The sequence below is a fragment of the Proteus mirabilis HI4320 genome (assembly GCF_000069965.1).
GTDB classification, from domain to species: domain Bacteria; phylum Pseudomonadota; class Gammaproteobacteria; order Enterobacterales; family Enterobacteriaceae; genus Proteus; species Proteus mirabilis.
The window spans coordinates 1994881-2018070 of sequence record NC_010554.1 but is presented as its reverse complement, the minus strand read 5'-3'; the positions used below and the strand labels follow the sequence as shown (position 1 = coordinate 2018070).

Annotated in this window: 23 protein-coding genes; 21 read left to right on the top strand and 2 right to left on the bottom strand. The window is 39.4% G+C overall.

Translation table 11 applies throughout. From position 1 onward, the window contains the following. Positions 1–386: 386 nt before the first annotated feature. The 6 genes from PMI_RS09250 to PMI_RS09225 all read left to right on the top strand — a co-directional run bounded on the left by PMI_RS09250 (position 387) and on the right by PMI_RS09225 (position 7264). Positions 387–1835, top strand: a complete 1449-nt coding sequence (locus tag PMI_RS09250) for a sensor histidine kinase (protein WP_004248446.1) — start codon at positions 387–389, stop codon at positions 1833–1835. Between the two features lie 83 nt (positions 1836–1918). After that, positions 1919–2845, top strand: a complete 927-nt coding sequence (qseG, locus tag PMI_RS09245) for a two-component system QseEF-associated lipoprotein QseG (protein ID WP_012368133.1) — start codon at positions 1919–1921, stop codon at positions 2843–2845. 11 nt (positions 2846–2856) lie between these two features. After that, entirely contained in the window at positions 2857–4194 is a 1338-nt protein-coding gene (gene glrR / locus PMI_RS09240) for a two-component system response regulator GlrR (RefSeq protein ID WP_004243867.1), read from the top strand. A 74-nt stretch (positions 4195–4268) separates the two neighbouring features. Further along, positions 4269–5885 carry an NAD+ synthase gene (locus tag PMI_RS09235; RefSeq protein WP_012368132.1) on the top strand — a complete coding sequence of 539 codons (1617 nt, stop codon included), beginning with the start codon at positions 4269–4271 and terminating at the stop codon, positions 5883–5885. Positions 5886–5900: 15 nt separating this feature from the next. After that, positions 5901–6239 carry a nitrogen regulatory protein P-II gene (glnB, locus tag PMI_RS09230; RefSeq protein WP_004243865.1) on the top strand — a complete coding sequence of 113 codons (339 nt, stop codon included), beginning with the start codon at positions 5901–5903 and terminating at the stop codon, positions 6237–6239. Between the two features lie 383 nt (positions 6240–6622). Next, positions 6623–7264: a hypothetical protein gene (locus tag PMI_RS09225; RefSeq protein WP_004243864.1), complete on the top strand. Its 642-nt coding sequence runs from the start codon at positions 6623–6625 to the stop codon at positions 7262–7264. Between the two features lie 95 nt (positions 7265–7359). Here PMI_RS09225 and hmpA read toward each other — a convergent pair whose 3' ends face one another. Then, on the bottom strand, positions 7360–8550 hold the full coding sequence (gene hmpA, locus PMI_RS09220; protein WP_004243863.1) for an NO-inducible flavohemoprotein: 1191 nt from the start codon (positions 8548–8550) through the stop codon (positions 7360–7362). Between the two features lie 366 nt (positions 8551–8916). Here hmpA and glyA point away from each other — a divergent pair, with 366 nt between their 5' ends. The 4 genes from glyA to PMI_RS09200 all read left to right on the top strand — a co-directional run bounded on the left by glyA (position 8917) and on the right by PMI_RS09200 (position 13561). Beyond that, complete coding sequence (glyA, locus tag PMI_RS09215; RefSeq protein WP_004243862.1) at positions 8917–10170, top strand: serine hydroxymethyltransferase; 1254 nt, start codon at positions 8917–8919, stop codon at positions 10168–10170. Between the two features lie 92 nt (positions 10171–10262). Then, complete coding sequence (locus tag PMI_RS09210) at positions 10263–11417, top strand: 3-phenylpropionate MFS transporter (RefSeq protein ID WP_012368131.1); 1155 nt, start codon at positions 10263–10265, stop codon at positions 11415–11417. A 175-nt stretch (positions 11418–11592) separates the two neighbouring features. Further along, a complete protein-coding gene (locus tag PMI_RS09205) occupies positions 11593–12861 on the top strand; it encodes a M24 family metallopeptidase (RefSeq protein WP_012368130.1) in 1269 nt (422 codons plus the stop codon). A gap of 25 nt (positions 12862–12886) precedes the next feature. Further along, positions 12887–13561 (top strand): CerR family C-terminal domain-containing protein, encoded by a 675-nt coding sequence (locus PMI_RS09200; protein WP_004248440.1) that lies wholly within the window; start codon positions 12887–12889, stop codon positions 13559–13561. 106 nt (positions 13562–13667) lie between these two features. On the opposite strand, the gene suhB is transcribed toward PMI_RS09200, so the two are convergent. Next, the gene (gene suhB / locus PMI_RS09195) at positions 13668–14471 is read right to left on the bottom strand and encodes an inositol-1-monophosphatase (RefSeq protein ID WP_012368129.1); all 804 of its coding nucleotides are present in this window, start codon (positions 14469–14471) and stop codon (positions 13668–13670) included. Between the two features lie 124 nt (positions 14472–14595). Here suhB and trmJ point away from each other — a divergent pair, with 124 nt between their 5' ends. The 11 genes from trmJ (at position 14596) to PMI_RS09140 (ending at position 23064) form a co-directional block, all read left to right on the top strand. After that, entirely contained in the window at positions 14596–15324 is a 729-nt protein-coding gene (gene trmJ / locus PMI_RS09190) for a tRNA (cytosine(32)/uridine(32)-2'-O)-methyltransferase TrmJ (RefSeq protein ID WP_012368128.1), read from the top strand. A 129-nt stretch (positions 15325–15453) separates the two neighbouring features. Then, positions 15454–15948 carry a Fe-S cluster assembly transcriptional regulator IscR gene (gene iscR, locus PMI_RS09185; RefSeq protein WP_004248437.1) on the top strand — a complete coding sequence of 165 codons (495 nt, stop codon included), beginning with the start codon at positions 15454–15456 and terminating at the stop codon, positions 15946–15948. Between the two features lie 67 nt (positions 15949–16015). After that, the gene (locus tag PMI_RS09180; RefSeq protein ID WP_004243849.1) at positions 16016–17230 is read left to right on the top strand and encodes an IscS subfamily cysteine desulfurase; all 1215 of its coding nucleotides are present in this window, start codon (positions 16016–16018) and stop codon (positions 17228–17230) included. Between the two features lie 24 nt (positions 17231–17254). Continuing rightward, the gene (iscU, locus tag PMI_RS09175) at positions 17255–17641 is read left to right on the top strand and encodes a Fe-S cluster assembly scaffold IscU (RefSeq protein WP_004243847.1); all 387 of its coding nucleotides are present in this window, start codon (positions 17255–17257) and stop codon (positions 17639–17641) included. A 90-nt stretch (positions 17642–17731) separates the two neighbouring features. Beyond that, entirely contained in the window at positions 17732–18055 is a 324-nt protein-coding gene (iscA, locus tag PMI_RS09170; protein ID WP_004243846.1) for an iron-sulfur cluster assembly protein IscA, read from the top strand. 48 nt (positions 18056–18103) lie between these two features. Next, complete coding sequence (gene hscB / locus PMI_RS09165; RefSeq protein ID WP_004243844.1) at positions 18104–18625, top strand: co-chaperone HscB; 522 nt, start codon at positions 18104–18106, stop codon at positions 18623–18625. An 11-nt stretch (positions 18626–18636) separates the two neighbouring features. Then, positions 18637–20487, top strand: coding sequence for a Fe-S protein assembly chaperone HscA (gene hscA, locus PMI_RS09160; protein ID WP_012368127.1), 1851 nt, complete (start codon positions 18637–18639; stop codon positions 20485–20487). Positions 20488–20489: 2 nt separating this feature from the next. Continuing rightward, entirely contained in the window at positions 20490–20825 is a 336-nt protein-coding gene (fdx, locus tag PMI_RS09155; protein WP_004243842.1) for an ISC system 2Fe-2S type ferredoxin, read from the top strand. 15 nt (positions 20826–20840) lie between these two features. Next, on the top strand, positions 20841–21035 hold the full coding sequence (gene iscX, locus PMI_RS09150; protein WP_004243841.1) for a Fe-S cluster assembly protein IscX: 195 nt from the start codon (positions 20841–20843) through the stop codon (positions 21033–21035). Between the two features lie 280 nt (positions 21036–21315). Continuing rightward, positions 21316–22611, top strand: coding sequence for an aminopeptidase PepB (pepB, locus tag PMI_RS09145; protein WP_004243837.1), 1296 nt, complete (start codon positions 21316–21318; stop codon positions 22609–22611). 27 nt (positions 22612–22638) lie between these two features. After that, on the top strand, positions 22639–23064 hold the full coding sequence (locus PMI_RS09140) for an enhanced serine sensitivity protein SseB C-terminal domain-containing protein (protein WP_004248435.1): 426 nt from the start codon (positions 22639–22641) through the stop codon (positions 23062–23064). The last annotated feature ends 126 nt before the right edge of the window (positions 23065–23190 follow it).

Below are 23190 nucleotides of genomic sequence, written 5' to 3'. Positions count from 1 at the left end.
TCGAAAAGTTGGCACGCCTTGTGCATTATATTAATCAGTTGCTCATTCAACTTTTTATGTCGGTCCACAATATGGGTGGGAACATACCACATAAGCCAAGAATGACGCCAGAGTAAGGTGCCTACCGTCCAACATCATGATACTCGCCTTCGGGCCTTATCAAACACAGGGCGACACGTGGAGTGAGGCACCACCTTCATTCTCTTTTAGAGAGAAAAGAGATGAATATTGACGAGCGGAATATCTCAGTAAGATATTCCGCTCTCCCATTTCTAGAGCCTGTTGCGTGTTCTCGCTTGTGTTCGTTTTCCTATCTGAATTTCAATGTCGGACTTTTTTCTTGTTATTAAGTCATGTAGCATCGCATTACTCTAATAGGTGTTGAGATGATTTCATTGAAAAAGTGGCGTATTTTTCCCCGATCTTTAAGACAATTGGTTATCATGGCATTTTGGATGGTGCTGTTACCGCTTCTCGTCCTTGCCTATCAGGCTTATCAAAGTTTGGATCAGCTTAGTAACCAAGCCGCTATTACCAATAAAAATGCGTTAGCGGATACCGAGCGTAGCGAGGTGATGCGTAATTTAGCTATTGAAATGGAAGGAAATTATCGACGATATTGTGTATTGCGTGATAAAACTGATGAAGAAATGTATCAACAGCGTTATCAACAATACAGCAAAATGTTCTCTACCTTGCAGCAGACTATCATCCCTCTTTCTGAGTCTAAAGAAGCACAAGCCTTGAATACTTCTTTGAAAACGCTCAAATCAATTCAATGCAAAAATAGTGAACCCACTTCTCAAATGCAACAAGCATTAGAGCAATTTTCTTATGCCAATAACCGCATTGTCGTGTTAACTAAAGAGATTATTTTTAGTCGTGGCGAGCAACTACAAATGGCTATTGCTGAAAAAGGGCGTTATTTTGGTTGGCAAAGTTTAATTGTTTTTGTTTTTAGCCTGATTTTAATTGCCTTATTTACCCGTATGATCATCGGTCCGGTTAAAGGTATAGAAAAAATGATTAACCGATTGGGGGAAGGGCGTACATTAAATAATAACTTGAATTCGTTTCAGGGGCCACGTGAATTACGCTCTTTAGCTCAACGTATTATTTGGTTAAGTGAACGTCTTGCATGGCTAGAATCGCAACGCCATGAGTTTTTACGTCATATTTCTCATGAGTTAAAAACACCGTTAGCCAGTATGCGCGAAGGAACAGAATTATTAGCGGATGAAGTAGCAGGGCCTTTAACCTTAGATCAAAAAGAAGTCGTAGCTATTCTTGATAATAGTAGTAAACAACTTCAATTATTAATTGAGCAACTACTTGATTATAATCGTAAACTTTCCGAAGTACCTCAGCAAATTGAGGAAGTTGATTTAACCACATTAGTGAATGATGTGGTGTTAGCGCATAGTTTACCCGCCCGAGCGAAAGGCATTAAGACGATAATTTCACTTGATCTGAAAAAATGTCGAGCAGAAACGACGTTATTATCAAGAGTTATTGATAATCTCTACTCGAATGCGGTGCACTATGGCGCTGAATCGGGTAATATCTGGATCTCTAGTTATCAAATTGAACAGAAAATAGTTATTGATATAGCCAATAAAGGCACTCCGATCCCTGAATCAGAACAAAAAATGATTTTTGAGCCCTTTTTTCAAGGTTCTCTATTACGTAAAGGGGCTGTAAAAGGGAGTGGTTTGGGGTTAAGTATTGCTCATGACTGTATCAAAAGAATGGATGGCGAGTTAAATATTGTTCATTCTGACTATGCTGATGTCTGTTTTCGTATTGAACTACCGCTACTTTCTGAGAATAAATAATGCATATCAGGTCACAAAAACAGGTGTCTTTTCATCAGTATAAAAAATTAAAGCGAAAGACACTGGCTAATGAGCAATTATCTATGGCCCCTGCATCAATTAAGAGGATCGCTTCACACTGGAAACAGTATCTGTGTTGGATTATGTTGCCTATGTTTCTTGCTGGATGTGCACAAAAATCGCTGACCGAAACCGCTAATATTGAGCCTGAAACCCCCGTTGTTAAACAAAAAACTATCGATTATCGTTGGGCAGAATGTAAAACTTTAGCTGCTTTTTATCATGAAGGGCTCAATAATCCGCTATTTTGGTTACGTACCATTGAGTGCACACAGCGTATTATGTCTACAGAAGCACAACGTCAAGCCAGTAGTGTTATCGTTGCCGGATGGGATGGCGCCTTTTATAAAAGTATTTTATTAGAGCGAGCGGGAATGACGGTTGCTGAACGTCGTGCTCAGCTGGTTTTATTAGAAAGCTATCAATTGCAATTTCCAAGCTCTATGCGTGTTCTATTATCTACTTGGATTGAGAATCAAACGCTTACGCTTGCTCTCGCTGATGAGAAAAATCGTAATCGCCGTTTTGTTACAGAAACGGAAAATAAAATGGATTTGCTGAAAAAACAAAATAATGCATTAGAGCATGAGTTAAATACCACACGTAAAAAACTCGAAAGTCTCACACAAATTGAACGTCAATTATCGAGCCGAAAACAAGGGGCTTCTGTGGATGCTATTTCTCAAGAAGAAGCACTATCTGATGTTCAATCTTCAGATGCGAGTAATGCAGAAAAACCAGCCGATAAACCGATAGCGGAGCAATCCAATAAGTCAACGGCAAGTGAGCAATCGATAACCAAAGAAAATAATGAGGTTTCACAACCTTCGGTATCAGCAGTTAAACCTGAACCACCAAAAGCAGAACAAGTAAAACCTGATGCGAAAAATACCTCGACAGAAAAAGAGAATAGCGCAACGGTTAAACCTACTGAAACAGGATCTAAATAAGGAGAATGTGCATGGCTGGCCATAAATCAGCGAATCTTTTACTTGTCGATGATGATCCGGGATTATTAAAGCTACTGGGTATGCGATTAACAAGTGAAGGGTTTCATATCGTTACCGCTGAAAGTGGGCAAGAAGCACTTAAACTATTATTAAAAGAAAAAATCGATCTGGTGATCAGCGATTTACGTATGGATGAAATGGATGGTATGGCGCTATTTGCAGAAATACAGCGCCAACAACCCGGTATGCCTGTGATTATTTTAACTGCACATGGCTCCATTCCTGATGCTGTCGCGGCAACTCAACAGGGGGTGTTTAGTTTCTTGACTAAACCTGTTGATAGAGATGCGCTTTATAAAGCTATCGATGAAGCATTAGAATTAGTGACGACGGTATCTGATGAAGAGTGGTCAAAAGATATCGTGACCCGTAGCCCCCAAATGTTACGTTTATTAGAGCAAGCCAAGTTAGTTGCACAATCCGATGTTAGCGTACTGATTAATGGGCAAAGCGGTACAGGTAAAGAAGTCCTTGCTCAAGCAATCCACCGCGCCAGCCCACGAGCTAAAAAACCCTTTATTGCTATTAACTGCGGTGCTTTACCTGAACAATTATTAGAATCTGAACTATTTGGGCATGCTAAAGGTGCTTTTACTGGCGCGGTAAGTAGTCGTGAAGGACTTTTCCAAGCGGCAGAAGGAGGCACTCTATTTTTGGATGAAATTGGTGATATGCCAATGGCATTGCAAGTGAAATTACTGCGTGTATTACAAGAGCGTAAAGTGCGGCCATTAGGCAGTAATCGTGATATTGATATTGATGTGCGTATTCTTTCTGCAACCCACCGTGACTTACCAAAAGCGATGGAGCGTAATGAATTTCGAGAAGATTTATACTATCGTTTAAATGTGGTGAATTTACGTATCCCCACGTTGAGCGAAAGAGCCGAGGATATTCCTGTTCTTGCTAACCATTTATTGCGCGAATCAGCAAAACGACATAAACCTTTTGTGCGTAGCTTCTCAACGGATGCGATGAAATGCCTAATGACAGCAAGTTGGCCGGGAAATGTGCGTCAGTTAGTTAACGTCATCGAGCAATGTGTCGCTTTAACGACTGCACCTGTGATTAGCGAAGCCCTTGTCACACAAGCATTGCAAGGGGAAAATACCGCATTACCTACTTTTGCTGAAGCACGAGGCCATTTTGAGATGACCTATTTAAGGAAGTTATTGCAGATGACAAAGGGCAATGTCACTCAAGCTGCAAGGATGGCAGGGCGAAATCGAACAGAATTTTATAAATTGTTGTCACGTCATGGACTTGATGCCAATGATTTCAAAGAATGATCTTTGTAGATAACAAAAATTTTTTTAAACTTGCTTTCTTTAGATAGCAAAGATAGCTGGAGAGACTAATTTTTATGAGTCGTAAATTAAAACTCGCACTTGCTCAGTTAAACTGGGTTGTTGGCGATATTGAAGGCAACTGTGAACGCATGTTAGCCACCGTAAAAGCGCAAGAAGATGCCGATCTGGTTTTGTTTTCTGAGCTTGCGTTATGCGGTTACTCTCCTGAAGATCTACTATTTCGCCCTGATTTCCAACAACGTTGTGAAGAGCAACTGGTTCGTTTAGAACAAGCAAGTAAGAAAACGGCCATTGTGGTTGGGCATCCTTGGTGGCAAAACGGTACTATCTATAATGCACTGTCATTTTTCTATCAAGGTGAGTTACAGGCGCGTTACTTCAAACAACAGCTACCTAATTATGGTGTATTTGATGAAAAACGTTATTTCCAGCAAGGAAATGAACGTTGTGTTGTGCCTTTTAAAGGCTATCATTTAGGATTATTAATTTGTGAAGATATTTGGATCAACGAGCCTATTGATGCACTAAAACAAGCGGGTGCTGATCTGGTTCTTTCTATTAATGCTTCACCTTATAGTCGTGAAAAGCCACATATTCGTACCCAATTAATTAAAGAACATTGCCAAAGAACGCATCTGCCTGTGGTGTATCTCAATCAAATTGGTGGTCAAGATGAATTGGTTTTTGATGGATGTTCTAAAGTCTTTGATGAGCGAGGAACAATCACCCATCGTTTAGCGGCTTTTGATGAGCAAGTGGCCGTGGTGGAGTTTGATGAGTTAACTATCGTACCGATGCAAGATGCGGCACCAGAGCTTTCTCCTTTAGCGCAAGTTTATCAAGCACTAGTGCTGGCAACGCGTGATTATGTGACAAAAAATGGTTTTAAAGGCGCTATATTAGGATTATCAGGGGGCATCGACTCAGGCTTAACAGTTGCAATTGCCGTTGATGCATTAGGTAAAGAGAGCGTTCAAGCGGTAATGATGCCATTTCGCTATACCTCAGAAATGAGTATTCACGATGCGAAAGAGCAAGCTAATTTATTAGGTGTTGAGTTTGATACTGTCTCTATTGAGCCGATGTTTGATGCTTTTATGGATCAACTTTCGCCTATGTTTAAAGGTAGCGCTGTCGATACCACAGAAGAAAATCTACAAGCGCGTTGTCGTGCTGTTATTTTAATGGCGATGTCCAATAAACGTCGTCGGTTAGTGCTCACCACGAGTAATAAAAGTGAATCTGCCGTAGGCTACTCGACCTTATATGGTGATATGGCGGGGGGCTTTGATGTTTTAAAAGATGTTCCTAAAACACTGGTGTTTGAACTGGCTAAATATCGTAATACTCTTTCACCCGCTATTCCACAACGTGTGATTGATAGGCCCCCTTCAGCAGAATTAGCACCAGGACAAACAGATCAAGATAATCTGCCACCTTATGATATTTTAGATGCCCTTCTTGAAGGCTATGTTGAGCAAGATAAATCTGTTTCTGACTTGGTTGCGGCTGGATTTGATGAAGCCATTGTTCGTAAAGTGGTAAAATTAGTCGATATTAATGAATATAAGCGTCGTCAAGCACCGGTAGGACCGCGTATTACCAGTCGTAATTTTGGTAAAGATCGTCGCTATCCGATCACAAGCGGTTTTGGTCGCCATAACTGGTAATAGCAGGATAATCCGATGAAAAAAATTGAAGCGATAATTAAGCCGTTTAAATTAGATGATGTAAGAGAAGCATTAGCCGAAGTTGGTATCACGGGTATGACGGTAACAGAGGTAAAAGGCTTTGGTCGTCAGAAAGGGCATACCGAACTTTATCGTGGTGCAGAGTATATGGTCGATTTTTTACCTAAAGTAAAAATTGAGATCGTTGTTGCTGATGAAATAGCTGAAACTTGTGTCGATACTATAATGACTACCGCTCAAACGGGGAAGATTGGCGACGGTAAAATTTTTGTTTTTGATGTGAATCGAGTTATCCGTATTCGTACTGGAGAGCAAGACGAAGAAGCTATTTAAAAAATAAATAAGCGTTGTTTATGAAACCTGATGATTATTAGTTTAATTATCAGGTTTTTTTATCTTTATTAATTAATTCTTTTTTATATTATCTCAATAAGTTTATTTATTTACTGATTATCTTTTATAAATTTATAAGTGATAATAAATGATTTGTATTGCTGATAATTATACTCATTAAATAAGTAATATTAATAATTATCTTTCTTTGTTCATAAAATGTTTTTTTATGTTTCACCTATTGTGCTATTTATATCTTATACAAGTCTATTGATGATAATAAACAATTTATTTTACTAAAATTCTCACCTTTTAAGGCACAAAATGTTATTCAATAACTTTTGTAGACAGTTATTATCATCAACTTAAATATTTATTATTCTATGGGTAATATCGTGCTTAGCTATTTATTAAAGCGTTTTGCTTTATTTTTGTTTTCCGCCATGATTGTGGCAATAACAACAGGGTTTATTTTCCTCGATATTTTGGTGCTGAATAATGGTATTTCTGAAACCTCAGCAACCGAACTGGGGCAAGAACTTATTGTGGCTATAATATGTCTTCTTTTCTTTATACCTGCTTATAAACAGCCAGAAATGAGAGGGGGATACACACTGATTATGGGCTTTTTCTTGTGTATCTTAATTCGTGAGTTAGATGGTGTTTTTGACCAATTAGCACATGGTTCATGGGTTTGGTTTGCATTAACGGTAACATTTGTCTGTATAGCGATCGCTATCAGAGAAGGGAAAAAAACATTATATGGCTTAACCCATTTTATAACGCATTCTAGTCAAGGAATGCTTATGGCGGGTTTACTCAGTGTTTTACTGTTCTCTCGCTTATTTGGTATGGGGATTTTGTGGGAGAAATTGTTAGGTGAAGACTATAACCGCACAGTAAAAAATATGGTGGAAGAAGGTAGCGAGTTGTTCGGCTATACACTCTGTTTAATTAGTGTTATTTGGTATCGCTATTCGTCTAAATATCATGTTATACCGACATCAATAAAAGTTACTTATTAAATAGTTAGTGGTTTCCAATATAAAAAGCGCTGAATAGTAAAATAATCAGCGCTTTTTCCTTATTATTTAATTTATTCTCTTACCTATTCTGGCTGTTATTGGCTAATAACAGTATGAGGGCCAAAGCACTCATAATGAAGTTTATCGCTTTCAATACCGAGAGTAATAAGTTGTTTAGCGACAGATTGCATAAAAGGTAATGGACCACAGAAATAGAACTGCATATTAGGTATTGATAGCCATTCATGTATCTTGGTTAAATCCATCAACCCTTCAAATTGATAGTCTTTATTGATTATATCTTCAGTACGAGGGAGACGATACCATACGGCTTGTTGATATTGTTCAATTTGCTTTCCTGCTTGTGCGATTTCTTCCTTAAAAGCATGCACGCCACCATGCTCCGCTGCATGTAACCAATTGACTTGTGCTTGGTGAGAAGAGAGAGTGTGCAACATCGCTAACATAGGAGTTAAGCCTACACCTGCTGAAATTAATGTGACAGGCGTTGTTGATGAGATATCTAAATAAAAATCGCCCCCTGGTGCGGCAACTTGTAAGATGTCTCCTTCTTGGATATGGTCATGAAGAAAATTAGATAAAATTCCCTTGTCTTCACGTTTTACCGCAATACGATAGGTTTTATTGTTTGCCGATTGCGTTAAGGAATATTGACGAATTTCTTGATTTGCAAGTTTCTCATCACGAATATAAATACTTAAATATTGGCCTGCACGGTAAGGTGTAACCGCTTGTCCATCTTCAGGCTCTAATTCAAAGCTGGTAATAACCTCACTTTGTTTTACTTTATGCTTAACTTTAAAGTGACGTAATCCTCGCCAGCCTCCAGATGCTTGTTCTTTTTGTTGATAAATTTGCTCTTCCCGATTAATAAAAACATCAGCCAAAACTTGGTAAGCGGCTCCCCAAGCATCAAGCACTTCTTTGCCCGGGTTAAACATTTCATCAATGGTGGCTAATAAGTTTTCTCCAACAATAGGATAATGTTCAGGAAGAATATTCAAACTGGCATGTTTTTGTGCAATTTTTTCTACCGCCGGCAAAATAGCAGGTAAATCCTCAAGGTGCGTTGCATAAGCACATATCGCATTAAATAACGCTTCACGTTGTGCGCCACTGCTTTGGTGGCTCATGGTAAAAATATCTTTTAACTCAGGATGGCGAGAGAACATTCTGTCGTAAAAATGTGCCGTTAACGCGGGGCCTGTTTTAGCAATAAGAGGAATAGTGGATTTAATTGTCGCGATAGTTTGTGCATCTAACATAATTGCTCCTGAAAAATATTCAGTTTAATATGATTTTTATAACATGTATTTTTAATACAACTTATATCTTTTTGCTTTATTTGTAAATCTGAGTTTTTATTTTTTTTTAGGAAAATGGGGAAATCTTAGAGAATGATGTTGAGGGTTTACATAAATTAGCGAGATGTGCCTCAAAAAGAACAAAAACAGCAGATAAAATGAGGTTATCAAAAAGTAATAGAACTGTGTTATAGTGGCTTAGCAAACGATTGCGTATTTTTTCTTTTGGGACTATCTCAATGAGGAAAAAGAGTTTACACTGTATGTCATTCTTACTCCCGTAAGGGAGTTCGCCTTTAGTGAAGTTAGCTGAGTCAGGAGATGTGAATGTTAAAACGTGAAATGAATATTGCTGATTACGATCCGGAATTATGGAATGCAATGGAAGGTGAAGTGACTCGTCAAGAAGAGCACATCGAATTAATTGCTTCTGAAAACTATACTAGTCCTCGTGTTATGCAGGCGCAGGGATCTCAGCTGACCAACAAATATGCAGAAGGTTATCCAGGTAAACGCTACTACGGCGGTTGTGAATACGTTGATGTTGTTGAACAATTAGCTATTGATCGTGCCAAAGCACTATTTGGTGCTGATTATGCAAACGTACAACCTCACTCTGGATCACAAGCGAATGCGGCTGTGTATATGGCATTACTTAAACCGGGTGATACAGTATTAGGGATGAATTTGGCCCAAGGTGGTCACTTAACTCACGGCTCTCCGGTTAACTTCTCTGGTAAACTCTACAATATCGTTCCTTATGGTATTGATGAAGCAGGTAAAATTGATTACCAAGATATCGCTGAGCAAGCTAAAAAGCATAAACCAAAAATGATCATTGGTGGTTTTTCAGCTTATTCAGGTTTGGTTGATTGGGCTAAAATGCGTGAAATCGCAGATAGCGTAGGGGCTTACTTATTTGTCGATATGGCTCACGTTGCAGGTATGATTGCAGCGGGTGTCTATCCAAACCCAGTACCACATGCTCACGTTGTGACTACAACAACACACAAAACATTAGCGGGTCCTCGTGGTGGTCTTATCCTTGCTAAGGGTGGCGATGAAGAGTTTTATAAGAAATTAAACTCTGCCGTATTCCCTGGCTCTCAAGGTGGTCCTTTAATGCATGTGATCGCGGGTAAAGCCGTTGCATTAAAAGAAGCAATGGAACCTGAGTTTAAAGTTTACCAGCAACAAGTTGCAAAAAATGCGAAAGCAATGGTAGACGTTTTCTTAGCGCGCGGTTATAAAGTAGTATCTGGTGGCACAGAGAACCACCTGTTTTTATTAGACTTAGTTGATAAAGATATTACAGGTAAAGATGCTGATGCTGCACTGGGTCGTGCTAATATCACTGTGAACAAAAATAGTGTGCCAAATGATCCTCGCAGTCCATTTGTTACATCTGGTATTCGTATTGGTTCTCCTGCGATTACACGTCGTGGTTTTAAAGAAGCGGAAGCAAAAGATTTAGCCGGTTGGATGTGTGATGTCCTTGATAATATCAATGATGAAGCGAACATTGAAAAAGTGAAACAAAAAGTCTTGGATATCTGCGCTAAATTTCCAGTTTACGCATAAGTTTGTAACGATATAATAAAACCCGTTATACAAGCCCGCTTCGAGAACATGTTCTTGGCGGGTTTTTTTGCATGTTAAAAATGGGGGGTTGGATGGTTATTCCATCAACACTGTGGCTTGCCTTAGATTATTTTACGTATTTTTTCTCATATGGTATTTTCTTGCCTTTTTGGTCTATCTGGTTAAAGGGCGAGGGGGTTGATCCTGCGATGATAGGCTTACTACTTGGGGTGGGCTTAACCGCTCGTTTTGTAGGAAGCTTGATTTTAACGCCGGCTGTAAAAGATCCATCAAAGCTCATTACTGCACTGCGACTTTTTGCTTTTTTATCTCTCCTATTTACCGTTGCATTTATGTTGGGCACTCATTGGGCTTGGCTCTTTTTGGTAATGACCGGATTTAACGTTTTTTTTGCACCCATGGTGCCTTTGGGAGATTCACTTGCGGGAACATGGCAAAAACAATTTCCTTTAGATTATGGAAAAATTCGGGTTTGGGGATCTATTGCATTTATTATTAGTTCCTCATTATTGGGGATATTGATTGATGCTTTTGGACACCCGATTATTCTTTATGGATTGATTGCCAGTACTCTTGCATTATTCCTTACCTCAATGTTACGTCCGAAAATCATGCCCCAAGGTAAGGTCAAAAAAGCGGAACACCATCATGTTTCATTTATGAAACTGATTTCAGATGGCCCAGTCTGGCGTTTTCTATTATGTGTTTCTTTACTACAAGGTGCTCATGCTGCTTATTACGGTTTTAGCGCACTCTATTGGGAAAAAGCAGGCTATGATACAGCAACGATTGGTTATCTTTGGTCCTTAGGCGTAGTTGCTGAAGTGGTTGTCTTTATGTTTAGCCGTCGTTTATTCCGCCGTTGGAGTGCTCGAAACTTATTATTACTTTCAGCATTTGCAGGGCTATTGCGCTGGGGGATGATGGGCAGTTTTACAGCATTACCGGCACTTATTATTGTACAAATTTTGCATAGTGGCACATTTACCGTATGCCATTTAGCGGCAATGCGTTTTATTACTGCACGTCAAGAGCATGAAATTATTCGTTTACAAGCGGTTTATTCTGCTCTAGCAATGGGGGGAAGTATCGCTATTATGACGATTGTATCGGGATGGTTATATGAAAAACTCCCTAACCAAGAATACCTCATTTTCTGGTTGATGGCGGCATTAACTATTCCTGCAATGTTTATTAGACCGAAAGTACAACCGCAAAATACTTAATCTTTTTATTTCCTATTTTTCATAAACGTCTAAGCCTGTAATACCTTTTGATATTACAGGTTTTTTTCTTTTTATTTTTTAAAGCGCATTTTTTGATCAACCAAACGATTGATCATTTTAAATATTAAAGCTAAATTTAATTCATTCAAATGAATGAATAAAAAAAGGTATTACTATGAAAAGTAAATCAGTGATCCCAGCTAGTTTTTCTTTACAAGAAAGAGACCGACGCTGGCAGTTAGCTAGAGACATTATGAGAGATAACCAATTAGATACATTGATTATTTATGGTGATAGAGAATCTGCAGCACCTGCACCGTTCTGTATTGACCACTATTTTACAAATGACAGATTAGGATCGGTTGTTATTTTTCATGAAGATAAGAAACCATTGATAGTTACTTTTGCACCAATGATGATAGCTGATCATATGCAGGCAAAACTACGTGGTGATTTGCAGTGGGTTGATGAAGATAATCTTGTTGTAGGAAAAACAGGGCGTAGTATTGCTCATTTTCTAAAAGAGATGGGAGTACAACAAAATGCACATATTGGTATTATTGGCTTAGAACCTTATCCCCCATTTTATTTTGATGGTGCAATGCCATTTAATACTCTAAATGGTATTAAAGAAGCATTTCCTTATGCAAAATTTAGCAGTGTGTATCGTGATTTCTTTAGACGGGCATCAGTTAAAAGTGAAGAAGAGCTCGCTCATGTAAGATATGCTGCCGCCATTGGTGAAGCAATGAGCGAGGCAATGCGAGTGACAGCAAGGCCTGGTGCAACAGAGGCGGAGCTTGCGGCTGCAATTACTGCCACTTGTTTATCAAGGGGAGGATTTACCGCTGAAATTTTAATGGGATCAGGATCTGAGTATATCGGTTGGGGGCCTCCTGCTTGGCAATATCGCTCACAATCACCTCGTGAAATTCAAATGGGTGATATTATATTATCAGAGATTTTTGCTTTATATGGAATGTATGAAACGCAACATCAAGCGGCGGTTGCTGTAGGTAAAATTCACGAAAACTTAGAAAAAGCAGCATTAGTTGCACGTGAATGCTATGAAATTGGCGTTGAACATTTAAAAGCAGGGATAACCTTTGGTGAAGTCGTTGATTTAATGGAAAAACCACTATTAGAATCAGGGGGATGGCATGTTCATCCACTTATTCACAGTATTAATCCTTATGGCCCAATCGGCTTTGGCACAGCGCCAGGTATTGAATCATTACCTCTTGCTCATCGTTATAAACAAATTGAGCGATTACCTAATCCAGGGAGAGAATTGGTATTACAAGAAGGTATGACATTTGCTTTTGAGCCTAATTGTGGCTTCGGCCACCACTTATGTAATTTAGGTGGCACTGTTGTGGTTGGCAAAAGCAAAGGGATTGAGTTAAATTCTAACTCAACACAATTAATGCGGGCAGATATATAGTCCTAATAGTAACCAGTTGATTATAATGAAAAACACCAGTAAAACTGCAGTAAGTACAGAACAAACTCAAGAGAAATTAGTGCAAGAAGGTATTAGGCTTTTTGCACTATATGGGATCAGTGGATTGAGAACGCGACAACTTGCGCAAGATGCTGGTGTTAATCAATCAGCAATACCTTACCACTTTGGCGGAAAATTAGGGGTTTATACAGCAGTGATCCGATATATTGCTACAGAATTAGCCTCTGAAATTCAGTTTGACCAATTTGATAATAAGCTTCAGTTTTTATTGAAAGAAAACCGACCTTATAAAAATGAAAAAGTGGCTGAATTAGTTCTATTACTAGTCACAGGTTTAACTCGTGCATTATTATCACCAAAACGCCATTATTACAGTCAGTTGATCCTACGTGAACAGTTAGAACCGACGGAAAATTACGATCTTATTTATAGTAATCTGATAGAGCCTTTTCATCTTCGCCTTTCTCGCTTAGTTGGATTAATGGATACAAAGAGTGATGAAGTAACAATCACTATTCGTGCTCATGCTCTTATTGGTCAGATATTAGGGTTTGTCATTGCAAGAAAAGCTTTTCTATTACGTGTTAATAAGCAAGAGATAACATCACAACTATTAGATAAGATTGCACAAGAAATTAGCCAACTTTCAGTAAATGCCCTTTTAATTGAAAACGCATAGGCAATAAAAAAGACCCCCAGTAATTGGCTGTCCAACTACTGGGGATCATTTTATAAGATAGTTTTTTTAAGATAGTTTTTTTATATTTTATTGTTATTCGTATCAATTAACGTTTTAAAGCATCAGTTAATTCGCTACGAATTTCTGCCAATAATGCTCGGACAACTCGAGGATTACCCGCAACAATATTACCAGTTTGTAGATAGCCGTGATTACCAGTAAAGTCAGATACAATTGCACCCGCTTCACGAGCAATAAGTTCACCTGCTAAGAAATCCCAAGGTTTTAAACCAATTTCAAAGAAGCCATCCACACGACCCGCGGCAACATAAGCTAAATCTAATGCTGCTGAACCTGTGCGACGAAAATCAGCGCATGGTACAAACAGTTTAGTCAGCATATTCATATAAGCTGCTGAATGTTGTTTTGCTTTGAATGGGAAACCAGTTGCTAAAACAGCACCATCTAAATCACGTGCATTAGAGCCACGGAGGCGGTAATCATTTAATTGTGCACCTTGACCACGAACAGCTGAGAAAAGTTCGTTACGCATAGGATCGTAAACCACAGCAACTTCTGTGCGACCTTTGATACGTACAGCGATAGAAACAGAAAAATGTGGTAGGCGTTTAATAAAGTTAGTGGTGCCATCAAGTGGATCTATAACCCATTGGATATCGTGATCTTCACCGAGTAACTCGCCACTTTCTTCCGTAATAATGGTGTGTTTTGGATAAGATTTACGAATGATTTCAATGATTGCCTGTTCCGCTTCGCGATCAACATTAGTGACAAAATCATTGCTACCTTTCTGGCTCGTTTCTACAGATTCAGGATTTTCGTAATTTTTGGCGATTAAATTACCAGCCTTACGTGCAGCACGTATGGCAATATTCAGCATCGGATGCATGGTTATCTTCCACAAGATGTTAAAGAACGGGGATAAAAAACGAGGCGAAGTATAACAGGCGTTCGCGTTTTTGGCTACATTTGTGATAAAATAGATGGATCATAAAACAATTAGTTAGAAATCAATGTTAGAAAATATTCGCATTATCCTTGTCGAAACTTCACATACAGGCAATATGGGCTCGACAGCTCGTGCTATGAAAACCATGGGATTAACGAATCTTTATTTTGTTAATCCTAAAGAAAAACCCGACTCTCACTCTATAGCCTTATCAGCAGGGGCAAGCGATGTTATTGGCAATGCCCATATTGTTGAGACTATTGATGATGCCATTGAAGGCTGTGGGTTAGTGATTGGAACAAGTGCGCGTAATCGTACGCTCTCTTGGCCAATGCTAGCACCTCGTGAATGTGGTGAACGTTGCGTAAAAGAGGCAGCAAATAAGCCCGTTGCGGTGATCTTTGGCCGTGAACGCACAGGCTTAACTAATGAAGAATTACAAAAATGTGATTACCACCTCTATATTCCTACCAACCCTGAATATGGCTCTTTAAACTTAGCGATGGCGGTGCAACTTGTTTGTTATGAAATTCGCATGGCTGCACTTGCTCAACAGGAAAAACAAGAGGAAAATGCTTCATCAGAGATTGATTATCCACCCGCTGAAGATATTGAACGCTTTTATGTTCACTTAGAGCAGGTACTTAATGAGTCTGGTTTTATTCGTCCTAAACATCCAGGACAAGTGATGAGTCGTTTACGCCGTTTGTTTACACGCGCACGTCCAGAAACACAAGAGCTTCATATCTTACGTGGTATTTTAACATCCGTTGAAAAATGGGCTAAGAAATAAAGGATTAAGTTGATTAACATGCGTCATTGTTGCTGAGCTTAATACCTGACTAAAACACTCAGATAAATAGTTGACTAAATTACTCAGGAATGACACAATTTGACTATTGTTCACCACGGAGTATTTGTTATGAGACTGACATCAAAAGGGCGTTATGCAGTTACTGCTATGCTTGATGTTGCATTGCATTCGCAGCAAGGCCCTGTCCCCCTCGCTGATATTTCTGAGCGTCAAGGGATTTCCCTTTCTTACCTTGAGCAGCTTTTTTCACGTTTACGTAAAAATGAATTAGTCGCAAGTGTGCGTGGCCCGGGTGGTGGTTATTTACTCGGTCGTGAAGCGGGGCAAATTTTTGTTGCTCAAGTCATTTCAGCAGTTGATGAATCTGTTGATGCTACCCGTTGTCAGGGTAATAAAGAAGGATGTCAAGGTGGCGATCGTTGCCTGACTCATACTTTGTGGCGTGATTTAAGTGATCGTATTACCAGTTTCCTTAGCAGCATTAGCCTTGAAGAGTTAGTTAATAACGAAGAGGTTATGGATGTCGCTGATCGTCAAGACAATGAAAAACGTCATGCTATCAATGGTCGTTTACAAGAAACCATTGTTAATATGCGAGTTTAACGGCGATCTCTAGGCAAACAAAACAAAATTATTAAAGAAGATCTGTCGTCTTTGGAGTTAGTGAGCAATGAAATTACCCATTTATCTAGATTATTCAGCAACCACACCCGTTGATCCTCGAGTTGCTGAAAAAATGATGCAATGCCTGACTATTGACGGCATTTTTGGTAACCCAGCCTCTCGTTCGCACCGTTTTGGATGGCAAGCTGAAGAAGCGATCGATATCGCTCGTAATCAGATTGCTGATCTTATTGGTGCTGATCCTCGTGAAATTGTTTTCACCTCAGGGGCAACTGAAGCAGATAACTTGGCACTAAAAGGTGTTGCAAACTTTTATCAGAAAAAAGGTAAGCACATCATCACATCAAAAACTGAGCATAAAGCGATTTTAGATACTTGTCGTCAGCTTGAGCGTGAAGGTTTTGAAGTGACCTACTTAGCACCAAAAAGCGATGGCTTAATTGATTTGAAAGAACTCGAAGCCGCTATGCGTGATGACACTATTTTAGTTTCTATCATGCACGTGAATAATGAAATTGGTGTGGTGCAAGATATTGCTGCTATTGGTGAATTATGCCGTAGCAAAGGCATTATTTACCACGTTGACGCAACGCAAAGCGTCGGTAAATTACCAATCGATCTCTCCAAATTAAAAGTCGATTTACTTTCTCTTTCTGCACATAAAGTTTACGGACCTATGGGTATTGGTGCGCTTTATGTTCGCCGTAAACCACGCATTCGCTTAGAGGCACAAATGCATGGTGGTGGGCATGAGCGTGGTATGCGTTCAGGTACATTAGCCGTTCACCAAATTGTGGGTATGGGTGAAGCTTACCGTATATTGAAAGAAGAAATGGCTGATGAAACTAAACGTTTAAATGAATTACGTTTACGTTTATGGAATGGCATCAAAGATATTGAAGAAGTGTATATCAATGGTTCTTTAGAACATACAGCGCCAAATATTCTTAATGTCAGCTTCAACTATGTTGAAGGTGAATCATTAATGATGGCACTGAAAGATCTTGCTGTATCTTCAGGTTCAGCCTGTACATCAGCAAGTTTAGAGCCTTCTTATGTACTACGTGCTTTAGGATTAACTGATGAATTAGCACATAGTTCTATTCGTTTCTCTTTAGGTCGTTTCACCACTGAAGAAGAAATCGATTATGCAATTGAACAAATTCACAGTGCAATTGGTCGCTTACGTGATCTTTCTCCACTTTGGGAAATGCATAAACAAGGCGTTGATATCAACAGTATCGAATGGTCTCACCATTAATCAGACGTTTTCAGGAGTTAAATCATGGCTTATAGCGATAAAGTAATTGATCATTATGAAAATCCTCGTAATGTGGGTTCATTTGATAACAACGACCCTACAGTAGGGAGCGGTATGGTAGGCGCACCAGCTTGTGGTGACGTCATGAAGCTACAAATCAAAGTTGATGATAACGGTGTAATTGAAGATGCACGTTTTAAAACTTATGGTTGTGGCTCAGCGATTGCATCAAGCTCTTTGGTTACCGAATGGATGAAAGGTAAAACCTTAGATGAAGCAGAAGCGATTAAAAATACCGCAATTGCTGAAGAGTTAGAATTACCACCAGTGAAAATTCACTGTTCAATTCTGGCTGAAGATGCAATAAAAGCCGCGATTGCAGACTATAAAAGCAAACGCCAAGGCAAATAATTGCCTGTTATAATAAAAAAATAAAATATTGGCGGATGCTGAAGGTTATGTTTCAGTGTCCGCTTTCGTTCTTTATGAGTGAGGTGTGCCATGTCAATTTCCCTTACAGAAGCCGCTGCTAACCGTGTTCGCTCTTTTCTTGCTAATCGTGGCAAAGGCGAAGGTTTGCGTTTAGGCGTAAGAACATCAGGCTGTTCTGGGATGGCTTATGTTCTTGAGTTTGCTGATGTCATCAATGACGAAGATACCGTTTTTGAAGATAAAGGTGTGAAAGTTATTATTGACGGTAAAAGCATGGTCTATTTAGATGGAACAGAGCTTGATTTCGTTAAAGAAGGATTAAACGAGGGCTTTAAGTTTAACAACCCAAACGTGGCTAACGAATGTGGTTGTGGAGAAAGCTTTACCGTGTAATCAATATTTATACACGGTATTAATATCAATTAATCCAAGAGCAGAAGTATGGACTATTTCACCCTATTAGGCATGCCTAATCGTTTTGATATTGATAAACAACAGCTTGCTTCTCGTTATCAAGAGATGCAACGTCAATATCACCCCGATCGTTTTGCGGGTAAATCTGACAAAGAGCAAGTACAAGCAATTTCGTTTGCTTCGACTATCAATCAGGCTTATCAAACCTTAAAAAATCCACTTTCAAGAGCTGAATATATGCTCTCTTTACAGGGCATCGATATTGCTAATGAACAACAAACGATGCACGATACGGCTTTTCTTATGGAGCAGCTTACGCTTCGTGAAGAGCTGGATGATATAGAGCATAGTACTGATGCTGAAAATTTACTGGCTGATTTTTCTGCGCGCTTAGAGAAAATGTACACTGTACGCTATGATGAAATGGTGAAAACACTGGACAGTCAGACTTGGGACATTGCCGCAGACAATGTGAGAAAATTACGTTTTCTCGCGAAATTAAAAGAGCAAGTCGAGCATCTTGAAGAACGCTTGTTTGATGGTTTTTAAGGAAAATTGTTATGTCATTATTACAAATTAGCGAGCCAGGACAAACACCTGCGCCACATCAGCGTCGATTAGCTGCGGGTATTGACTTAGGAACAACACACTCACTTGTTGCCACTGTACGTAGTGGGCAAGCCGAAGCGCTTTCAGATAGTGAAGGTCGCTATTTATTGCCATCTGTTGTGCAGTATCAAGTTGATAATATTAATGTTGGCTGGCAGGCGAAACAAGAAGCCGAAAAAGATCCCGCCAATACTATCAGCTCAATAAAACGAATGCTGGGGCGCTCGCTAAATGATATAACCAGTCGTTATCCTAACCTCCCTTACCATTTTCATGACAATGATAGTGGACTGCCATTAATTAAAACACCTGCTGGCATTGTCGATCCTATTCAAGTTTCTGCGGATATTTTAAAAGCCTTAGCAGAGCGTGCAATACAATCATTAGGTGGTGAACTTGATGGTGTGGTTGTCACTGTACCTGCTTATTTTGATGATGCACAGCGTCAAGGCACTAAAGAAGCAGCACGTCGTGCAGGTTTACATGTATTACGTTTATTAAATGAACCTACTGCTGCCGCGATTGCTTATGGATTAGATTCCGGAAAAGAAGGCACTATTGTCGTTTACGACTTAGGGGGCGGAACTTTTGATATCTCTGTCTTACGTTTAACTAAAGGGGTGTTTGAAGTCTTAGCAACTGGTGGTGATACTGCGTTAGGCGGTGATGACTTTGATATGATGTTAGCCGACTGGATCAGAGAGCGTGCGGGATTTGGCTATCAAAATGATGTTATTTTACAACGTCAATTACTTGATATTGCCTCAGAAACTAAAATCGCTTTAAGTGATAATGATGTGGCTGATATCAATATCAATGGTTGGAAAGGGGAAATTACCCGCGCTGAATTTGAATTATTAATTCAACCTTTAGTTAAACGTACGTTGTTATCTGTTCGTCGAGCATTAAAAGATGCTGATGTTGACGTGGATGAAGTGCTCGAAGTGGTTATGGTGGGCGGATCAACTCGCGTGCCGCTGGTGCGCCAAATGGTAGGCGATTATTTTAAACGTGAACCATTAACTTCGATTGACCCTGATAAAGTTGTTGCTATTGGTGCCTCTATTCAAGCAGATATTCTGGTGGGTAATAAACCTGATAGCGAAATGCTCTTGTTGGATGTTATTCCGCTTTCATTAGGTTTAGAAACCATGGGCGGGCTGGTTGAAAAAGTGATCCCTCGAAATACCACTATCCCTGTTGCGAGAGCACAAGAATTTACCACTTTTAAAGATGGTCAAACTGCCATGAGTGTTCATGTGGTACAGGGTGAACGTGAAATGGTGAGTGATTGTCGCTCATTAGCCCGTTTTACTTTGCGGGGTATTCCGCCAATGGCGGCGGGGGGAGCACATATACGTGTTACCTTCCAAGTGGATGCTGATGGTTTATTAAGCGTTAGTGCGATGGAAAAATCCACTGGTGTTGAAGCCTCAGTACAGGTAAAACCTTCTTATGGTCTTAGTGATACAGAAATCGCTAATATGATCCAATCTTCAATGGAAAATGCCAAAGAAGATTTACAAGCTCGTCGTCTTGCCGAGCAAAAAGTCGAAGCCGCTCGCGTGTTAGAAAGTTTAACCGCAGCATTACAAGAAGATGCTCATCTCTTAACTGAAGATGAGAAAACGGCTATCGATAATGTTGTAGATACTTTAATAGAAAGCGTTGAGGGAACAGATCCTGTTGCCATTGAAAACGCCATTAAACAACTGGATAAGCAAACTCAGGAATTTGCTGCGCGTCGTATGGATACTTCCATTCGTCAAGCGTTGGCAGGTCATTCTGTGGATGAGATATAACTATGCCTAAAATTGTATTTTTACCCCATAGCACACTTTGCCCGGAAGGTGCTGTTGTTGATGCCACTGAAGGTGAGTCTATTCTTGATGTTGCATTACGTAATGGCATTGAGATTGAACATGCGTGTGAAATGTCGTGTGCGTGTACCACTTGTCACTGTATCGTTCGTGAAGGCTTTGACTCTCTTGATGAAAGTACAGAGCTGGAAGACGATATGTTAGATAAAGCGTGGGGATTAGAGCCAGAAAGTCGTTTAAGTTGCCAAGCGAAGGTAACTGATGAAGATTTAGTCGTTGAAATACCTAAATATTCTATCAACCATGCGAGAGAACACTGATTTTAGGAGTTTAAAATGAAATGGAGTGATACACGTGAAATAGGGGAAGCGCTTTATGATCTCTACCCCGATACAGATCCAAAAACCGTTCGTTTTACCGATATGCATCAGTGGATTTGCCAATTAGACGATTTTGATGATGATCCACAAAAATCGAATGAAAAAATTCTTGAAGCAATTTTATTAGTTTGGCTTGATGAATTTGAATAATCGAGTAAATGATTAATGCGAAAGACTGGTTAATTGCCAGTCTTTTTGTTTTTATTGCTCAGTATGATTTAACCTTAAAAGAGGAATAAATACCTCAAAAGACTGAGTAACCAGCGTGTGTTTATGGGATATTGCTCGTAAAGTAACATGCAATTAGCTAAAAGGCTTTAATGAGAATGGTCGTGACTGATTTTTTGCAGTAAATTGATCACGCTAAAAGGTAAATATCTGGTAGTCTGAATAGGTTAACTGCCATCAGTAATAATAAGTGAGATAATAAATGAATAAACAAATTATGCCTATCATGCTGTCTAATGAACCTGCAGCAGCATGTTGGGGAGAAAAAGCACTAATTAGCACTAACGAAACTGGCATGACCGTTCACTTAACGGAAGAAAACCGCTTAGGGGCCATTCAGCGTGGTGGACGCAAAATTGATGGTCAAGGTATTCGTAATGTTGCTCTAGTTGGTGACGGCTGGGATTTAGAACGTAGTTGGGCGTTTTGGTTAGGTTTTAGAGCACCTAAAGGCGCACGTTCAATCGAATGGCCACAATTAAGTGAAGCGGACAAAAAAGAATTAGAGTCGCGTATCCGCATTGTTGATTGGGTGCGTGACACAATAAATACCCCAGCAGAAGAGTTAGGGCCAGAACAACTGGCACAGCGTACTGTTGATCTGTTTTGTGGTTTAGATAAAGAAGATATCAGCTATAAAATCACCAAAGGGGCTGATCTGAGAGATCAGAACTATGCGGGAATTTATACTGTAGGTCGAGGCTCTTCACGTGATCCCGTCTATTTAGCATTAGATTTTAATCCAACTAAAGATGCCGAAGCCCCTATCTTTGCCTGCCTTGTTGGTAAAGGGATCACCTTTGATTCAGGCGGATATAGCATCAAACCTTCTTCTTCCATGAATTCTATGAAAGCGGATATGGGCGGTGCTGCAACCTTAGCTGGTGCTTTGGCTTTAGCTATTACACGAGGTTTAAATAAACGCGTAAAACTATTGCTATGTATTGCTGATAATATGGTTAGCGGTAATGCCTTTAAGTTAGGAGACATTATCCGTTATCGTAATGGTAAATCCGTTGAAATCATGAATACGGATGCAGAAGGTCGTTTAGTTTTAGCAGATGGTTTAATTGATGCTAGCAACTTTGCCCCTGAATTGATTATCGATGCGGCAACATTGACAGGTGCAGCTAAAGTGGCCGTAGGTAATGATTATCACTCTGTATTAAGTTTTGATGATAAATTAGCGAATGAATTATTAGCAAGTGCAGATCAAGAAAATGAACTGTTCTGGCGCTTACCATTAGCTGATTTCCATCGTAGCCAGTTACCATCAAGTTTTGCTGATCTCAATAATATTGCCGCACCTTCACATACCGCAGGCGCAAGTACAGCAGCCGCTTTCCTTTCTCACTTTGTGAAAGATTATAAAAAAGGCTGGGTACATATCGACTGTTCAGCAACTTACAGAAAATCATCTGTAGAGCAATGGGCTGCTGGGGCAACAGGATATGGTGTTCGTTCTATCGCTAATTTATTATTAACAAAAGCAAAATAATAAACATTATGTGATTTGGAGTTTGTAATGGATGTATCTGAACAATTTGAAGTACAAGAAATTGTTGCTGTTGAAGGTTCTTCTCTACAACTGAGTGTGCTTGAGCCACAGCCTGAAAAATTAACACAAGCATTGAGCGAATTTTTTGGTCAACATAAGCCTATTCGTCGTGCATTTATTGTTAATGCTTTGGAGCAAGGTGATGATGAGTCATTTTATTTGATTGGGCTAGAAATCACTGGAGAAGAAAATATTATTGCTCAGATACTCCCACAAGCTGCTGAAGCCGCTTTTGAGCACCTAGAAGAAGGACAATCTCTGGATTTCTGTTTTGTGAATAAAGATGAGCAAGGTGTAAGTCATTTTATGACTCACCATGTAACCCCTTTTTATCAACGCAAATTAGGGGGCTTTCTTCGTAAGGGTATTCCAATCGTTAATTTGAATACCTAACCTAATTTTTTGCAGTTTAGGCGATATCTCATCAGATATCGCTTTTTTTTACCCTATAATAAGAAAATGATTAAAATAGCAAATGGTTTGCATTTATATGTAACTCTTTGTTTTACTATTACTTTG

Bases quoted from the DNA above. Each gene is read 5' to 3' on its own strand.
- glrR (WP_004243867.1), top strand. From the start codon at position 2,857: ATGGCTGGCCATAAATCAGCGAATCTTTTACTTGTCGATGATGATCCG.
- trmJ (WP_012368128.1), top strand. From the start codon at position 14,596: ATGTTAGAAAATATTCGCATTATCCTTGTCGAAACTTCACATACAGGC.
- PMI_RS09205 (WP_012368130.1), top strand. From the start codon at position 11,593: ATGAAAAGTAAATCAGTGATCCCAGCTAGTTTTTCTTTACAAGAAAGA.
- iscR (WP_004248437.1), top strand. From the start codon at position 15,454: ATGAGACTGACATCAAAAGGGCGTTATGCAGTTACTGCTATGCTTGAT.
- iscU (WP_004243847.1), top strand. From the start codon at position 17,255: ATGGCTTATAGCGATAAAGTAATTGATCATTATGAAAATCCTCGTAAT.
- iscA (WP_004243846.1), top strand. From the start codon at position 17,732: ATGTCAATTTCCCTTACAGAAGCCGCTGCTAACCGTGTTCGCTCTTTT.
- PMI_RS09200 (WP_004248440.1), top strand. From the start codon at position 12,887: ATGAAAAACACCAGTAAAACTGCAGTAAGTACAGAACAAACTCAAGAG.
- qseG (WP_012368133.1), top strand. From the start codon at position 1,919: ATGGCCCCTGCATCAATTAAGAGGATCGCTTCACACTGGAAACAGTAT.
- PMI_RS09180 (WP_004243849.1), top strand. From the start codon at position 16,016: ATGAAATTACCCATTTATCTAGATTATTCAGCAACCACACCCGTTGAT.
- PMI_RS09210 (WP_012368131.1), top strand. From the start codon at position 10,263: ATGGTTATTCCATCAACACTGTGGCTTGCCTTAGATTATTTTACGTAT.
- glnB (WP_004243865.1), top strand. From the start codon at position 5,901: ATGAAAAAAATTGAAGCGATAATTAAGCCGTTTAAATTAGATGATGTA.
- iscX (WP_004243841.1), top strand. From the start codon at position 20,841: ATGAAATGGAGTGATACACGTGAAATAGGGGAAGCGCTTTATGATCTC.
- hscA (WP_012368127.1), top strand. From the start codon at position 18,637: ATGTCATTATTACAAATTAGCGAGCCAGGACAAACACCTGCGCCACAT.
- PMI_RS09235 (WP_012368132.1), top strand. From the start codon at position 4,269: ATGAGTCGTAAATTAAAACTCGCACTTGCTCAGTTAAACTGGGTTGTT.
- fdx (WP_004243842.1), top strand. From the start codon at position 20,490: ATGCCTAAAATTGTATTTTTACCCCATAGCACACTTTGCCCGGAAGGT.
- suhB (WP_012368129.1), bottom strand. From the start codon at position 14,471: ATGCATCCGATGCTGAATATTGCCATACGTGCTGCACGTAAGGCTGGT.
- glyA (WP_004243862.1), top strand. From the start codon at position 8,917: ATGTTAAAACGTGAAATGAATATTGCTGATTACGATCCGGAATTATGG.
- pepB (WP_004243837.1), top strand. From the start codon at position 21,316: ATGAATAAACAAATTATGCCTATCATGCTGTCTAATGAACCTGCAGCA.
- PMI_RS09140 (WP_004248435.1), top strand. From the start codon at position 22,639: ATGGATGTATCTGAACAATTTGAAGTACAAGAAATTGTTGCTGTTGAA.
- hscB (WP_004243844.1), top strand. From the start codon at position 18,104: ATGGACTATTTCACCCTATTAGGCATGCCTAATCGTTTTGATATTGAT.
- hmpA (WP_004243863.1), bottom strand. From the start codon at position 8,550: ATGTTAGATGCACAAACTATCGCGACAATTAAATCCACTATTCCTCTT.
- PMI_RS09225 (WP_004243864.1), top strand. From the start codon at position 6,623: ATGGGTAATATCGTGCTTAGCTATTTATTAAAGCGTTTTGCTTTATTT.
- PMI_RS09250 (WP_004248446.1), top strand. From the start codon at position 387: ATGATTTCATTGAAAAAGTGGCGTATTTTTCCCCGATCTTTAAGACAA.